Origin of the sequence: Nocardioides sambongensis (genome assembly GCF_006494815.1) — a bacterium.
GTDB classification, from domain to species: Bacteria; Actinomycetota; Actinomycetes; order Propionibacteriales; family Nocardioidaceae; genus Nocardioides; species Nocardioides sambongensis.
The window spans coordinates 1,038,304-1,053,429 of sequence record NZ_CP041091.1; the positions used below are offsets into that span (position 1 = coordinate 1,038,304).

A 15,126-nucleotide genomic window follows, 5' to 3' on the forward strand; every position below is an offset into this window, starting at 1 on the left:
GCACCCCGCACTCGTCGTACGTAGAGAGAGAAGCAGTGACAGTCACCGATTCCGTCCGCTCCGCGCTGGAGCAGGAGAAGGTCGAGAGCCACCTCAACCCCGTCGGCTCCTTCGACGTGGCCGACCACCCCGTGCCCGTGGGGCGCGAGGAGATCTGGCGGTTCACCCCGCTCAAGCGCCTGCGCGGCCTGCACGCCGACGCGCCGTTCGACGCCCGCACCTCCAAGCTCAGCTGGAACGAGCCCGAAGGCGTCGAGGTCGACATCGTGACCGGCGACCGGGCACGCGCGCTGCGCGGCGTGAGCGGGCTGGTCCCGAACACCCGGTTCGCGGCCCGGATCCTCGACGAGGTCGAGCCGACCGTGCTGGTCGACGTGCCCGCGGACACCGAGCTGGACGAGCCGCTGGTGCTCGAGATGGTCGGCCAGGACGTCAGCCAGACGACCGGCGGTCACCTGGTCTTCCGCTTCGGCGCGCACAGCAAGGCGGTCGTGGTGGTCAACCACACCGGCTCGGCCGCGGTCGCCGCGGTCGCCGAGATCGTGGTCGGCGACGGCGCGGACGTCACGTTCGTCTCCATCCAGGACTGGAACGACGACGCCGTGCACCTCAGCCACCACCAGACCCGGGTCGGGCGCGACGCGACGTTCAAGCACGCCGCGATCTCGTTCGGCGGCGACCTGGTCCGGATGGACGCGAACGTGACCTACGACGGCCCCGGCGGCTCCGCGGAGCTGCTCGGGCTCTACTTCGCCGACGCAGGTCAGCACATCGAGCACCGGATCTTCGCCGACCACAACGCGCCGCGCACCAAGTCGAACGCGGTCTACAAGGGTGCGCTGCAGGGCGAGAAGGCGCACACCGTCTGGGTCGGCAACGTGCTGATCCGCAAGGTGGCCGAGGGCATCGAGACCTACGAGGAGAACCGCAACCTGGTGCTCACCGACGGCTGCCAGGCGGACTCCATCCCCAACCTGGAGATCGAGACCGGGGAGATCGAGGGTGCCGGGCACGCCTCGGCCACCGCCCGGTTCGACGACGAGCAGCTCTTCTACCTCCGATCCCGCGGGGTGTCGGAGAAGGAGGCGCAGCGCCTCGTCGTCCACGGCTTCTTCAACGACCTGATCCGCAAGGTCGGCGTGGCCTCCCTCGAGGAGCGGCTGCTGACCACCGTGGAGGCCGAGCTCGCCAAGAACGTCCTCAAGGAGATCTGAGTGACCTTCCACCGCGCCTGCGCGCTGACCGACATCCCCGAGGACGAGGGCCTGGCCGTCGACCTCGAGGAGCTGACGGTCGTGCTCGCTCGTGACGGCGAGGACGTCTACGCCCTGCAGGACCTCTGCTCGCACGCGGCGGTCCCGCTCAGCGAGGGCGAGGTCGCCGACTGCCAGATCGAGTGCTGGCTGCACGGGTCGATGTTCGACCTGCGCTCCGGCAAGCCCACCAACCTCCCGGCCACCGAGCCGGTCGCCACCTTCCCCGTCGACCTGCGTGACGGAGACGTCTACGTCGATGTCGACACCACCCTGAACGGAGTCACCCCAGCATGAGCACCCTCGAGATCAACGACCTGCACGTCTCGGTCAGCACCGACGACGGCGCCAAGGAGATCCTCAAGGGAGTCACCTTGACGATCACCTCCGGCGAGACCCACGCGATCATGGGCCCCAACGGCTCGGGCAAGTCGACCCTCGCGTACTCGATCGCCGGTCACCCCAAGTACGAGATCACCGGTGGCACGGTCACCCTCGACGGCGAGGACATCCTGGAGATGTCGGTCGACGAGCGGGCGCGCGCCGGTCTCTTCCTCGCCATGCAGTACCCGGTCGAGGTGCCCGGTGTCTCGGTGGCCAACTTCCTGCGCACCGCGAAGACCGCGATCGACGGCGAGGCACCCAAGCTGCGCACCTGGGTCAAGGACGTCAACGGCGTGATGGAGCGGATGAACCTCGACTCCACCTTCTCCCAGCGCTCGGTCAACGAGGGCTTCTCCGGCGGTGAGAAGAAGCGCCACGAGATCGCGCAGCTCGACCTGCTCGACCCGAGCGTGGCGATTCTCGACGAGACCGACTCCGGCCTGGACATCGACGCGCTGAAGGTCGTCTCCGAGGGCGTGAACCGGTTCCGGGAGCGCGACGACAAGGCGGTCCTGCTGATCACCCACTACACGCGGATCCTGCGCTACATCAAGCCCGACCACGTGCACGTCTTCGTCGACGGCCGCGTCGCCGAGTCCGGCGGCCCCGCGCTGGCCGACGAGCTCGAGGCCAACGGCTACGAGAAGTACCTCGGCGCAGCGGCCCGATAGGCCTGACCACCGAGCCCGACCACCGGGCCTGACCACCACGTCTCGCACCACCGCACCGCACTCCGTGAAAGGGGTTCCGATGATCGAGGGACTGCTCCCCGAGCTGGAAGTCATCCGCAAGGACTTCCCGATCCTCGAGCGCACGCTCGCGGGCGGGCTGCCGTTGGTCTACCTCGACAGCGCGAACACCTCGCAGAAGCCGCAGATCGTGATCGACACGATGGTCGACCACCTGGAGCGGCACAACGCGAACATCGCGCGAGCGATGCACCAGCTGGGCGCCGAGGCCACCGAGTCGTTCGAGTCCGCCCGGGACAAGGTGGCCGCCTTCATCGGAGCCCCGAGCGCGACGAGGTGGTCTTCACCAAGAACGCCTCGGAGGGTCTCAACCTGGTGGCGAACACGTTGTCGTTTGCCGGGGAGCGGCAGCTGCGGGCCGGTGACGAGGTGGTGATCACCGAGATGGAGCACCACTCCAACATCGTGCCGTGGCAGCTGGTCACCGAGCGCACCGGCGCCACCCTGCGCTGGTTCGGGATCACCGACGAGGGGCGGCTCGACCTGGACCGGATCGACGACCTGGTCAACGAGCGCACCAAGGTGGTCTCGCTGACCTGGGTCTCGAACATGCTGGGCACGGTCAACCCGATCGCGGAGATCACGCGGAAGGCCCACGAGGTCGGCGCCATCGTCGTGGTCGACGCCTCCCAGGCCGCGCCGCAGCTGCCCATCGACCTGGCCGCGATGCTGGTCGAGGAGCGTCCCGACGTGCTGGTCTTCACCGGACACAAGGTGGTCGGCCCGACCGGTATCGGCGTGATCTGGGGCAGCCGCGCGGTGCTGGAGTCGCTCCCGCCCTTCCTCGGTGGCGGCGAGATGATCGAGACCGTCCGGATGGAGGGCTCGACCTTCGCCGGCATCCCGCACAAGTTCGAGGCCGGTACGCCGCCGATCGCCGAGGCCGTCGGTCTGGGCGCGGCGGTGGAGTACCTCGGCCACATCGGTCTGGACGCGGTGCACGCCCACGAGCAGGCCGTCACCGGCTACGCACTGCAGGGACTGGCGACGGTGCCGGGCCTCACCGTGCTCGGGCCGCTCGACGCCTCCGAGCGTGGGGGAGCGATCTCCTTCGAGCTCGACGGCGTCCACCCGCACGACGTGGCGCAGGTGCTGGACAGCCGCGGCGTCGCGGTCCGCGCCGGGCACCACTGCGCCAAGCCCGCGCACGCCCGGTTCGGGGTGCAGAGCTCGACGCGGATGTCGTCGTACCTCTACACGACGCCGGCCGAGATCGACGCCCTGGTCGACGCGCTGAACTACACCCGCTCCTACTTCAAGCTGGGGTGACCATGAGTGCCGCACAGGATCTGGATGCGCTCTACCAGGAGATCATCCTCGACCACTACAAGAACCCCCACGGCAAGGGTCTGCGCGAGCCGGGCGACGGCCAGCGCAGCGCGGACGTGCACCACGTCAACCCGACCTGCGGTGACGAGATCACGCTCCGCGTCCACGTCGAGGGCGCAGCCGGGGAGGAGCGGATCGCCGACGTCTCCTACGACTCCGTGGGCTGCTCCATCTCCCAGGCGTCCGCCTCGGTGCTGCACGAGCTCCTCGTCGGCAAGACCGTGGACGAGGCGATGGACGTGCACGGCGAGTTCCTCGCCCTGATGCAGGGGAAGGGCACCGTCGAACCCGACGAGGACGTGCTCGAGGACGGCATCGCCTTCGCCGGCGTGGCCAAGTTCCCCGCGCGCGTGAAGTGCGCCCTGCTCTCCTGGATGGCGTGGAAGGACGCCACCGTCCAGGCCCGCGGCTGACCGACCGACCTTCGGAGGAATCAACATGAACGACAACACCGAGACCGCCACCGCGGTCGACAACAGCGACCTCCCCGAGGTGCCCACCGCACCGGCCGGCGGCGGCACGTCCGTCGAGGACGTCACCGAGGCCATGAAGGACGTCGTCGACCCCGAGCTCGGGATCAACGTCGTCGACCTCGGACTCGTCTACGGCGTGCACCTCGACGAGTCCACGAACGCCGTCATCGACATGACGCTGACGTCCGCGGCCTGCCCGCTGACCGACGTGATCACCGACCAGACCGAGAGCGCGCTCGAGGGCCTGGTCAACGACGTCGCGATCAACTGGGTCTGGATGCCGCCGTGGGGACCCGACAAGATCACCGAGGACGGGCGCGAGCAGCTGCGCGCCCTCGGCTTCAACGTCTGACCCGGCACAGGTGGATCCGGCACAGGTGGACCCCGAGGAGCGGACCGACCCGGACATCGTCGCCTTCTGGGAGGTGGCCAAGCGGCGCGCGAAGCTCGCGGCGCTGCCGGGCTACTTCGGCCCGGGCGCGCTGGAGTCCCTGATGCCGCCCGCCTGGGCCTTCGGCGGTACGCCGGAGCAGGCCGACGCGCTGCTCGGCCTGGTCCTGGACGGGACCAAGACCGCCACCGCCTCGGCCCTCTGGGACTACCAGGCCGACGACGATCCGTTGCCCGAGGAGGGCGGTCTGTCCATCGTGCTCGACGGCGCGGGCCACCCGCGTGCGCTGATCGCGACGACCGGCGTGCAGGTGGTGCCGTTCGACGAGGTCGACGAGGCCCACGCCCGCGCCGAGGGCGAGGGCGACCTCAGCCTGGAGCACTGGCGCGCCGCGCACCGCGAGTTCTTCACGCGGTTCGCCGGCCACGACCGCGGCTTCACCAGCGACATGCCGGTCGTGCTGGAGACCTTCGCGGTGCTCTACACCGACGAGTGAGTCGCCGACCCGCCGTCCGGGTGAATGGCCGGGACGAGTGGCCGGGGTGAGGCGACGCCCGCGGTCGCGCGGACGCACCGCTACGGTCCTGGGGTGAGCGAGGAAGCGGTCCGCACCGTCCGGGTTCCGACGTCGCGGTGGGAGCGCTGGGTCGCCGGCTTCGCCGAGCGGCACGGCAGCATCGATCTCGGCGTCGAGGACGGCGTGCTCGTCGGGCACGGCGGCGACGGCTCCTGGTTCCGCGCTGCCCTCCCCTTCGCCCGCCGGTACGACGCCGGGCCGGTGGCGAGCGGCCTGGTCGACGCCGCACAGCCGCCCGCCGGCTGGGGCGTGCTGCTGGTCCGCAAGGGCGGGTTCGCCGTCGCCCGGCTGGAGGGCGGGACGATGGTCGACTCGAAGGTCGGCCAGCGACACGTGCAGGGACGCACCAAGGCCGGTGGCCAGTCGCAGCAGCGCTTCGCGCGACGCCGGGAGAACCAGGCGCGCGGCGCCTACCAGGCGGCCGCCGACCACGCCGCCCGGATCCTCGCCGCCGACCCGCACGCGATGCCCGAGGTGGTGATCACCGGTGGCGACGGTGTCGCGCTCCGCGAGGTGCTGGCCGATCCACGGCTGGCCGGACTGGAGGTGGCCGACCTGGGCGTGGCGGTGGTCGATCCGCGACGCCGGGTGCTCGAGCAGGCGGTGGTGGACGCCTGCGCCCTCAGTGTGACGGTGCAGAACCGGACGTCGTCGGCGCCGTGACGGCCCCGCCGTCCGGAGCGCCGGCGAGATCGAGGGTGAGGAAGACGCTGGCCGGGTCCTCGGTGTAGTCGGCGAACGGTGTCGTCGGCACGAAGCCGTGCCGCAGGTAGAGCGAGCGGGCGGGGGCGAAGAAGTCCTGGCTGCCGGTCTCCAGGCTGATCCGCCGGTAACCACGCGCGCGTCCGACCTCGAGGACGTGGCCGAGCAGCGCCGTACCGACCCCGCGGCCGCGCGACGCCGCAGTGGTCCGCATCGACTTGAGCTCGCCGTGCTGCGGGTCCAGCTCCTTCAGCGCGACGCAACCGAGCACCGAGCCGTCCTCGGCGCGCCAGGTCCAGAAGGCCATCCCGGGACCGGCGAGGGCGTCGGCGTCCAGCGCGTGCACGCTCTCCGCGGGCGAGGTCGCGTACATGTCGGCGAGGTGCTCGGAGAGCAGATCGAGCACCTCGGCGCGCCGAGGATCGTCCTCGCTGATGGGGGCGCTGGTGGGCATAGGGTCGATGCTATGAGTGCCGACGTGGTGGTCGAGATCGAGGGGCTGGTCAAGCGGTTCGGGTCGTTCCGGGCACTCGACGAGCTCTCCCTGACGGTGACCCGCGGCGAGGTGCACGGCTTCCTCGGGCCGAACGGCGCCGGCAAGTCGACGACGATCCGGGTCCTGCTCGGACTGCTGCGCAAGGACGCCGGATCCGTGCGGCTCTTCGGCGGCGACCCGTGGGCCGGAGCGGCGGGACTGCACCGGCGGCTGGCCTACGTGCCCGGCGACGTCAATCTCTGGGCCAACCTCACCGGTGGTGAGGCCATCGACCTGCTCGGTCGCCTCCGCGGCGGACTGGACCCGACGCGGCGCGGGGAGCTGATCGACCTCTTCGAGCTCGACCCCACCAAGCGCTGCCGGGCCTACTCCAAGGGCAACCGGCAGAAGGTGGCGCTGGTCGCCGCGCTGGCTGCCGATGTCGAGCTGCTGCTCCTCGACGAGCCCACGTCGGGCCTGGACCCGCTCAAGGAGGAGGTGTTCACCGAGTGCGTGCGCAGCTTCCGCGAGTCCGGGGGCACCGTGCTGCTCTCCAGCCACATCCTCGCGGAGGTGGAGAAGCTGGGGGACCGGGTCAGCATCATCCGCAACGGCAGGATCGTGGAGTCCGGGACGCTGGCCGATCTCCGGCACCTGACCCGGACCAGCGTGGACGCGGTGCTCGCGTCCGCACCGACCGGCCTGGACGCGGTGTCCGCCGTGCACGACCTCGACCAGGAGGAGACCCGGGTCCGGTTCCAGGTGGAGACCGACGCCCTCGACGAGGTGGTCGGACTGCTCCACGCGCACGGGATCCGGACGTTGACCTGCCAACCGCCCACGCTGGAGGAGCTGTTCCTGCGGCATTACGGTGACGCGGTTGAGCCGGGCCAGCCTGACCCGGGCCCGGCCGTCCCGGGCGCGGGCGGATCGACACGGTGACCGCGGTGCGGGACGCCCCGGCGCACCGGGAGACGGCGGCTCGCGGCGGCGACCTGACCGGCGTCGGGATCCTGCTCCGCAGCCATCTGCGCCGTGACCGGTGGATGATCCTCGCCTGGTCGCTCGGGGGCGCGCTGCTGTACTGGTCGCAGGGGGTCGGCCTGGCCGGCGTCTACCGCACCCAGGACGAGCTCGACCGGGCGGCGGCCAGCCTGGAGAGCAACGCCGCCTTCATCGCGATGCTGGGTCCGGCCCGGGCCCTGGACACGGTGGGCGGGCAGATCTTCTGGCAGAGCAGTGCGTTCGGCGCCGTCGTCGCCGGTCTGATGAGCATGTTCCTGGTCGGGCGGCACACCCGGGCCGAGGAGGAGTCGGGTCGCGACGAGCTGGTCCGCAGCGGCGCGGTGGGACGTCACGCCCCCCTGGTGGCCGCGGCCCTCCTCGCCGGTCTGGCCAACGTCGTGCTCGGCGCGACGACGACGGTGCTGCTGCTGACGATCCGCGACACCGGACCGCTGGCCGGACTGCCGCTGGCGGCGGCCGACGACGTCGCGACCGGGGTCGGCCTCGCGGCCTGTGGATGGGTCTTCACCGGTGTCGCGCTCGCGGCCGCCCAGCTCACCCGCAGCACCCGCGCGATGTACGGCATCGCGGGCATCGGCATCGGTGCCGCCTACCTGCTCCGCGCCGCGGGGGACCTGGGGGAGAACGCCCTCACCTGGCTCTCGCCGATCGGCTGGTACCAGGCGATGTACCCGTACTCCGGGCTTCGCTGGTGGCCGTTGGGGATTATGGTCGTCGCTGGCCTGGTCAACCTGGTGATCGCCTCGCTGCTCTTCGAGCGACGCGACGTCGGCAGCGGGCTCCTCGCCGACCGTGCGGGACCGGCCGGGGCCGGCGCCGGACTGCGCAGCTCGATCGGGCTCGCCTGGCGGCTGCAGCGCGGCGCGGTGATCGGGTGGACGGCGGCGCTGGCCTTCACCGGCCTCGCCTACGGCGCGATGGGGGACAGCGTCGAGGATCTTCTCGGCGACAGCGAGTTCGCCGTCGACGCGATGGCCGGCGGCGCGACCTCGGACCTGGTCGACGGCTTCTACTCGACCGCCGCGGTCATCCTGGCGCTGATCGGCGCCGGTTTCGCCATCTCGTCCGCGATCCGCCCACGGGCCGAGGAGAGCGCCCAGCACCTGGAGGCGCTGCTGGCCACCGGCCTGGATCGCTCCCGCTGGTTGGCCGGACACGTGGCGGTCACCGTGCTCGGGACCGTCGCGGTGCTGACGGGCGGCGGCCTCGGGATGGGCGCCGGCTATGCGGTGACCACCGGGGACGGCGCCGCCGTGCTCCGCTACACCGGCCCGACACTGCTGCAGGTCGCACCGGTGCTGGTGCTGTCCGGTCTCGCCCGCCTCCTGTACGGCCTGCGGCCCCGCCTGGTGACCGCGGCCTGGGCGGGTCTCGCCTTCGCCGTGGTCGTGCTGATGTTCGGTGAGGTGCTGCAGTTCCCCGAGTGGCTGCAGGACGTGTCTCCGTTCCACCACCTCCCGCTGGTGCCTGCCGAGGATGCCGACCCGCTCCCGGTGCTGGTGGTGGGACTGGTCGCCGCCGGGCTCTCCGCGGCGGGGCAAATGGCGTTCCGCCGGCGCGACATCGGCTAGTTTCAGGCGGTATGTGGCAGCCGGAGCCCCACTGGGTGGCCCTCCCGGGTGGTTCCGGCACGTCCACGGTCGGTGTCTGGCGCACCGCCGTCGGCGGCGAACCGCTGGTGGTGAAGCGGCTGGCCGCACCCACCGACGGCGACCCCGGCGAGCTCTCCGACCCGGCGCACGGCGGCTACTGGCGGCGGGAGGCGGACGTCCTGCTGACCGGTGTGGTCTCGGCGACGGTCGGGCTGCGCGCGGCGCCGGCCGAGATCGAGGAGGACGCCGACGGGATCACCATCACCCGCGCCTGGATCGAGGACGACGCCACCAGTGGGCTGTTCCTCGCGCTCGCGCTCGGGCGCTTCGCCGGCGCCGACCTGCCACGACCTCGGTTCCTGGCGCGACACCTGCTGGGCGACCGGATGGCCCGGGTGGAGCGCCACGGTGGGTGGCCCACGCTGGCCCGCACCACCGTGGCCGACGTCGCGGACCACCTGTGGCGGCGTCGTACCGGGTTCCTGGAGGGGCTCGACGCCCTGCCGCAGGTGCCGCAGCACGGGGATCCCACCGCGTCCAACCTGCCCGGTCGAGCCGGGGACGACGCGGTGGCGATCGACTGGGGCACGCTGGGCCTGGGCCCGGTCGGGGGCGACCTGGGCTTCCTCTCGCTCTCCGCGCGGGAGGAGTTCGAACCCCTGCTGGACGCCTACCTGCTCGGGCTCGGGCGGGGTGTCGCCGACCGCGACCAGGTGATCGCCGGGGCGCGGGTGGTCGCGGTGCTGACGGCGCTCAACCGCGCCGAGTGGGCGCTGGCCAGGGTGGCTGGTGGCGAGGGCGCACTGGCCTCGAAGTACCGCCACCCCGCGGTGGCGCCGCACCTGCGCACGCTGCAGCGCACGTTCCCGCTGATCGAGGCGCTGCTCGACGCCTGATCCTCAGACCCGGGGCACGTCGAAGGTGTCGCAGGACTCGGGCGAGCCGGTGCGATAGCCCTCCTGGAACCAACGGGCCCGTTGCTCCGAGGACCCGTGCGTCCAGGACTCCTCGGTGACCTGACCCTGCGTCCGGCGCTGGATCGCGTCGTCCCCGACCGCCGCGGCGGCGTCCTGGGCCAGCTGGACCTCCTCGGCGGAGACCGGTTCGGCGAAGAGCGGCTCGCCGGCGGCGTCGGTGGAGCCGTCGGCGTTGGCCGTCCACGCTCCCGCGAAACAGTCCGCCTGCAGCTCCAACCGGACGCCGAGACTCTGCGGGCCGGTCTGCTGGTCCCTCACCCGTGCCATGTCGCCGATCAGGTTGGAGATGTGGTGGCCGTACTCGTGGGCGAGCACGTACCACTCGACGAAGTCACCGTCGGGACCCCCGAGCTCGCGTTCCAGGACCTCGTCGAAGAAGGTCGTGTCGAGGTAGATCGACTCGTCGGCCGGGCAGTAGAACGGGCCGACGGCCGAGGTGGCGGTGCCGCACGCGGTGGCGACCTGTCCGGTGAAGGTGACCAGCGCGTCGATGGGCCGGAAGGAGGCGCCGAGCGCATCGGCCCAGTAGTCGGTGAGCGAGTTCTCCACCGCGACCCGTGCGCAGTCGTGACTCTCGTTGGCGTCCGCACCCGTCTCGCACCCGGCGTACCGGTCGGTGCCCTGCTGGGCGTCGCTGACCCGGGTGGCCGACAGCGGGCCGCTGTCGGTGTCCCCGTCGCCGCCGATCGCCTGCAGCACCACGTAGAGCAGCACGGCGACCACGACCGCACCGACGCCGCCGACGGCGACGCCGCCCGGCACCGGGCGCCGTGCACCCGAGCCGGCCGAGCGGCCCGCACCGGCCGAGCCACCGCGGCGTCCGACGTCGCGGATGCGCGAGGTGTCCAGCCGGGCTTTCGGGTTGAAGCGGACCACGGTGCAGAGCCTAGGTCAGCCGCCGTCCGGCAGCGTCCGGCGGAACGCCGCGAATGCGGGTCGCCGGCCCGGTGCATGGGAGAATCGGCAGGTCATGATCACGGTGCACCAGGTCGAGGTTCGGGTCGGTGCGCGGCTCCTCATGGAGAACGTCAGCTTCCGGGTGGGTCCCGGTGACAAGGTCGGTCTGGTCGGGCGCAACGGCGCCGGCAAGACCACCCTCACCAAGGTGCTCGCCGGCGACGTACTACCCGCGTCCGGCACAGTCAGCAACAACGGGGAGATCGGCTACCTGCCGCAGGACCCCCGCGTGGGCGACCCCGAGATCCTGGTCCGCGACCGGATCCTCTCCGCTCGCGGCCTCGACGACGCGGTACGACGGATGCGGGCCGCCGAGATCGCGATGGGCTCGGAGAACCCGAACGAGCGCGACAAGGCGTTCCGTCGGTTCCAGCGTGCGCAGGACGAGCTCGACGCCGGTGGCGGCTACGCGGCCGAGACCGAGGCGCTGCAGATCGCCCAGAGCCTGGGCATCCCCGACCGCCTGATGGATCAGCCGCTCGGCACGCTCTCCGGTGGTCAGCGGCGGCGCGTGGAGCTGGCCCGGATCCTGTTCTCGAGCGCCGAGGTGCTGATCCTCGACGAGCCGACCAACCACCTCGATGCGGACTCGATCAACTGGCTGCGGGACTGGATGAAGTCCTACAAGGGCGGGTTCATCGTGATCTCGCACGACAACGACCTGCTCGAGGAGACCGTCAACAAGGTCTTCCACCTCGATGCCAACCGGGCCGTCATCGACGTCTACAACATGGGCTGGAAGAACTACCTCTCCCAGCGGGAGACGGACGAGGCCCGCCGCAAACGTGAGCTGATGAACGCCCAGAACAAGGCGAAGACGCTCACCGACCAGGCCAACAAGATGCGTGCCAAGGCCACCAAGGCCAGCGCCGCCCAGCAGATGCTCAAGCGGGCCGAGCGGCTGCTCGAGGGCGTCGAGGGGGAGCGCCAGGCGGACAAGGTCGCGGCGATCAAGTTCCCCACGCCGGCCTCGTGCGGCAAGACGCCGCTCACCGCCCGTGACCTGTCGAAGTCCTACGGCGCGCTCGAGGTGTTCACCGCGGTCGACCTCGCGATCGACAAGGGTTCCCGGGTGGTGATCCTCGGGCTCAACGGTGCCGGGAAGACCACCCTGCTGCGGATCCTCGCCGGTGTGGACGCGCCGGACACCGGGATGGTCGTGCCCGGTCACGGGCTGAAGACCGGCTACTACGCCCAGGAGCACGAGACCCTCGACGTCGGCCGGACGGTGCTGGAGAACATGCAGTCCTCCGCGCCGTCGCTCACCGACACCGAGGCACGATCGGTGCTCGGCTCCTTCCTCTTCTCCGGCGACGACGTGCACAAGCCGGCCGGCGTGCTCTCCGGTGGCGAGAAGACCCGGCTGGCGCTCGCCTCGCTGGTGGTCTCCGCAGCCAACGTGCTGCTGCTCGACGAGCCGACCAACAACCTCGATCCCGCCTCGCGGGAGGAGGTGCTCAACGCGATCCGGCGCTACGAGGGCGCGATCATCATGGTCACCCACGACGAGGGAGCCGTGCACGCGCTGGAGCCGGACCGGGTGCTGATCCTCCCCGACGGGGTCGAGGACCACTGGAACGAGGAGTACGCCGACCTCGTGGCGCTGGCCTGAGCCGAGAATCGGTGAATCCAGGCTGAGCGGGAGCGCGGGCTGTCGTCAGCCCGCGCTCGACGCGACCAGCGCCACGCTCGCGGCTACTCGGTGGAGATCGCCTCCAAGACGTTGAGCCGGGAGGCCCGGATCGCCGGGATCACCGCGGCCAGCACGCCCACGATCACGGCGATCACCAGGAAGACCACCAGCTGCGTCAGCGGCAGGCCGAGGCTGGTCAGGTCCTCCTTCAGCGACTCGCGCAGCAGCACGCCGATCACCAGGCCGAGCGCCATCCCGAGGACCGCGCCGAGCACCGCGATCGCCACCGACTCCAGGGTGATCATCCGGCGGACCTTGGGCCGGTTCATGCCGATCGCACGCAGCAGCCCGATCTCGCGGGTCCGTTCGATCACGCTGAGCCCCAGCGTGTTGATGATGCCGATCACGGCGATCACGATGGCGAGCGCCAGCAGGCCGTAGATCATGAACAGGAGCTGGTTGACCTGGTCGCGGATCGAGTCGGCGAACTCCTCCTTGTCGTAGACCGCCACGGTCGGCGTTGCCGCGGCGGCCTCGTCCAGCTGCTCACCGACCGCGCCCAGGTCGGCGCCGTCCGCGGCCAGGATGCTGATCGAGTTGTCCTGACGCTGGATCCCCGCCTCGACCAGCGCGTCGAGGGAGACGTTGACCGCCGAGACCGCCTCGCTCGGCTCGATGATGCCGCCGACCCGCAGCTCGAGGGTCTTCCCGCCGGGCAGCGCCAGGGAGAGCGGTGAGCCGACCTCGAGGTCGTGCTCGGTGGCGAAGTCGTCGCTCACCACCGCGTCGTCCCCGCTGACCACGGCGGACCCGTCCACCTCGTCGAGGTCGTAGATCCGGTCGAACTCGTCGTCGAGGCCGGAGACGAAGAGCGCGTCGCCGTCGTACTGGGTGCCGACCCACTGCTGTCGGCTGACCACGTCCACGCCGTCGACGGCGGCGAGGTCGTCGCCGACCTCGGTGGTGAAGGGGGTGAAGGTGGTGTTCTGCACCAGGAAGTCCGCGGTGAACTCCTCGTCGACGACGTCGTCCAGGGAGGTGTTCAGCGACGCCGCCAGGACGCCGATGGTGGAGACCAGCGCCATCCCGATCATCAGCGCGGACGCGGTCGCACCGGTACGACGAGGGTCGCGCAGCGCGTTCTCGCCGGCCAGCCGCCCGGTGGTGCCGAAGAGGCGACCGAAGACGGCACGGCAGGCCACCAGCACCGGGTGTCCGACCACGGAGGCGATCACGGCGACGGTGAGGATCCAGATGACGGCTCCCACGCCGATCCAGGCGGCGTCGGAGCCGGGCGCGCCGATCACCCCGGCCGCGGCGACGGCCGCGCCGATCACCAGCAGCACCGTGGCGATCAGGACCCGGCGCCGCAGCGACCCGCGCTCCGGCGTGATGTCGGCGCGCATCGCGGCCACCGGCGGCACCTGCCCGGCCCGGCGCGCCGGCAGGTAGGCCGCGACCATGGTCACCAGGATGCCGACCACATAGCTGGTGACGACCGCGCCGACGTCGAGGGTCAGCGCCTCGCCGGCGATGTCGAGGCCGACGCTGCGGAAGACGGCGGCGAGGCCGCGGGCCAGCAGCAGGCCGAGCGCGATCCCGACGGTCGAGGCGATCACCGAGAGCACGAACGCCTCGAGCAGGACCGAGCGGACCACCTGGCGGCGGGAGGCGCCGAGCGCGCGGAGCAGGGCGAGCTCGCGACTGCGTTGGGCGACCAGGATGCTGAAGGTGTTGACGATGATGAAGCCGCCGACGATGACCGCGATGATCGCGAAGACCAGCAGGAAGGTGGAGATCACGTCGAGGAACTGGCCGATCGCGTCCTGGGACTCCTCGGCCACCGCGTCCCCGGTCACCGCCTCGAACCCGTCGGGTGCGACCGCCGCGGCCGCGTCGGCGAGCTCGGTCTGGCTGACGCCGGGGGCAGCGGTCAGGGTGACCTGGTTGAACACGTCCTCGCCGCCGAGGAAGATCTGCTGCGCACCCTCGGTGTCGAAGATCAGCAGGGTGGCGCCGGCGGTCCCGCCCCCGTTGAACTCCGCGATGCCGGTCAGGGTGGCGGTGCGCTCGGGCTCGCCGAACGGCACCAGCAGGCCGACCTCGTCGCCGATCTGGTAGCCGCCGTTGTCCGCGGCGGCCTCGTCCATCACGATCTGGTCCGGTGCGGTGGGCCAGTCGCCGTCGAGCAGCTGCAGGATCGTGTCGCCCTCCATGTTCGGGGCGTCGTGGTAGTTGAAGGCGAGGGTGGGTGCGCCGGTGCCGCCCACCACGGTGCCGTCCTCGGCGAGCAGGCTCATGCCGAAACCCACGACGTCACCGTCGGCCCGCTCGACCTCCGGGAGCGCGGCCAGGTCCGCGATCTGGTCCGGGGTGACCACCGCGTCGGTGGCCGCCGGGGCCGCGTCGAAGGACCCGGAGTCTTCGGCGCGCACGACGCCGTCGGGCGTCGAGCCGTAGATGATGCCGTCGAAGGTGGAGGAGAGGCCGTTGCTGAAGACCAGCACCCCGGAGAGGAAGGCGACACCGAGCACGATCGCCAGGCCGCTCATCAGCAGCCGGATCTTGCGCGCGAACAGGTTGCGCAGGGTGAGCTTGATCATCGCCG

14 protein-coding genes and 2 pseudogenes are annotated in these 15,126 nt (G+C 71.3%); 13 read left to right on the forward strand and 3 right to left on the reverse strand.

The features are described 5' to 3' along the window. Window positions 1–35 precede the first annotated feature (35 nt). The 8 genes and pseudogenes from sufD to FIV43_RS04835 all read left to right on the forward strand — a co-directional run bounded on the left by sufD (window position 36) and on the right by FIV43_RS04835 (window position 5,819). Window positions 36–1,214 carry a Fe-S cluster assembly protein SufD gene (gene sufD / locus FIV43_RS04800; protein WP_141013212.1) on the forward strand — a complete coding sequence of 393 codons (1,179 nt, stop codon included), beginning with the start codon at window positions 36–38 and terminating at the stop codon, window positions 1,212–1,214. Beyond that, complete coding sequence (locus tag FIV43_RS04805) at window positions 1,215–1,550, forward strand: Rieske (2Fe-2S) protein (protein ID WP_141013213.1); 336 nt, start codon at window positions 1,215–1,217, stop codon at window positions 1,548–1,550. Beyond that, window positions 1,547–2,308 carry a Fe-S cluster assembly ATPase SufC gene (gene sufC, locus FIV43_RS04810; protein ID WP_141013214.1) on the forward strand — a complete coding sequence of 254 codons (762 nt, stop codon included), beginning with the start codon at window positions 1,547–1,549 and terminating at the stop codon, window positions 2,306–2,308. The genes FIV43_RS04805 and sufC overlap by 4 nt, the downstream gene beginning before the upstream one ends. Before the next feature lie 79 nt (window positions 2,309–2,387). Then, window positions 2,388–3,655: pseudogene (locus tag FIV43_RS04815) on the forward strand (cysteine desulfurase). A 2-nt stretch (window positions 3,656–3,657) separates the two neighbouring features. Then, the gene (gene sufU / locus FIV43_RS04820; protein ID WP_141013215.1) at window positions 3,658–4,128 is read left to right on the forward strand and encodes a Fe-S cluster assembly sulfur transfer protein SufU; all 471 of its coding nucleotides are present in this window, start codon (window positions 3,658–3,660) and stop codon (window positions 4,126–4,128) included. 133 nt (window positions 4,129–4,261) lie between these two features. Then, window positions 4,262–4,540 carry a metal-sulfur cluster assembly factor gene (locus FIV43_RS04825; protein WP_231123927.1) on the forward strand — a complete coding sequence of 93 codons (279 nt, stop codon included), beginning with the start codon at window positions 4,262–4,264 and terminating at the stop codon, window positions 4,538–4,540. Window positions 4,541–4,550: 10 nt separating this feature from the next. Then, the gene (locus FIV43_RS04830) at window positions 4,551–5,075 is read left to right on the forward strand and encodes an ASCH domain-containing protein (protein ID WP_196780980.1); all 525 of its coding nucleotides are present in this window, start codon (window positions 4,551–4,553) and stop codon (window positions 5,073–5,075) included. 93 nt (window positions 5,076–5,168) lie between these two features. Continuing rightward, complete coding sequence (locus FIV43_RS04835; RefSeq protein ID WP_141013217.1) at window positions 5,169–5,819, forward strand: acVLRF1 family peptidyl-tRNA hydrolase; 651 nt, start codon at window positions 5,169–5,171, stop codon at window positions 5,817–5,819. On the opposite strand, the gene FIV43_RS04840 is transcribed toward FIV43_RS04835, so the two are convergent. Continuing rightward, window positions 5,779–6,312, reverse strand: coding sequence for a GNAT family N-acetyltransferase (locus tag FIV43_RS04840; protein WP_141013218.1), 534 nt, complete (start codon window positions 6,310–6,312; stop codon window positions 5,779–5,781). The genes FIV43_RS04835 and FIV43_RS04840 overlap by 41 nt on opposite strands. An 87-nt stretch (window positions 6,313–6,399) precedes the next feature. Between FIV43_RS04840 and FIV43_RS23690 the strand changes: the two are divergent. From FIV43_RS23690 to FIV43_RS04855, 4 genes and pseudogenes are all read left to right on the forward strand, one after another. Beyond that, window positions 6,400–6,747, forward strand: a pseudogene (locus FIV43_RS23690) (ATP-binding cassette domain-containing protein); the annotation flags it as partial. Then, on the forward strand, window positions 6,745–7,275 hold the full coding sequence (locus tag FIV43_RS23695) for an AAA family ATPase (protein ID WP_407938882.1): 531 nt from the start codon (window positions 6,745–6,747) through the stop codon (window positions 7,273–7,275). The pseudogene FIV43_RS23690 and the gene FIV43_RS23695, both read left to right, overlap by 3 nt. Further along, entirely contained in the window at window positions 7,272–8,930 is a 1,659-nt protein-coding gene (locus FIV43_RS04850) for an ABC transporter permease (protein ID WP_141013220.1), read from the forward strand. The genes FIV43_RS23695 and FIV43_RS04850 overlap by 4 nt, the downstream gene beginning before the upstream one ends. A gap of 11 nt (window positions 8,931–8,941) precedes the next feature. Then, window positions 8,942–9,847 (forward strand): phosphotransferase, encoded by a 906-nt coding sequence (locus FIV43_RS04855; protein ID WP_141013221.1) that lies wholly within the window; start codon window positions 8,942–8,944, stop codon window positions 9,845–9,847. A gap of 3 nt (window positions 9,848–9,850) precedes the next feature. On the opposite strand, the gene ypfJ is transcribed toward FIV43_RS04855, so the two are convergent. Next, on the reverse strand, window positions 9,851–10,804 hold the full coding sequence (gene ypfJ / locus FIV43_RS04860; protein ID WP_141013222.1) for a KPN_02809 family neutral zinc metallopeptidase: 954 nt from the start codon (window positions 10,802–10,804) through the stop codon (window positions 9,851–9,853). A 94-nt stretch (window positions 10,805–10,898) separates the two neighbouring features. On the opposite strand from ypfJ, the gene FIV43_RS04865 reads away from it, so the two are divergent. Further along, the gene (locus FIV43_RS04865; RefSeq protein WP_141013223.1) at window positions 10,899–12,497 is read left to right on the forward strand and encodes an ABC-F family ATP-binding cassette domain-containing protein; all 1,599 of its coding nucleotides are present in this window, start codon (window positions 10,899–10,901) and stop codon (window positions 12,495–12,497) included. An 83-nt stretch (window positions 12,498–12,580) separates the two neighbouring features. Here the strand turns inward: FIV43_RS04865 and FIV43_RS04870 are convergent, their stop codons facing one another. Continuing rightward, entirely contained in the window at window positions 12,581–15,121 is a 2,541-nt protein-coding gene (locus FIV43_RS04870) for an ABC transporter permease (protein ID WP_141013224.1), read from the reverse strand. Window positions 15,122–15,126: the final 5 nt, after the last annotated feature.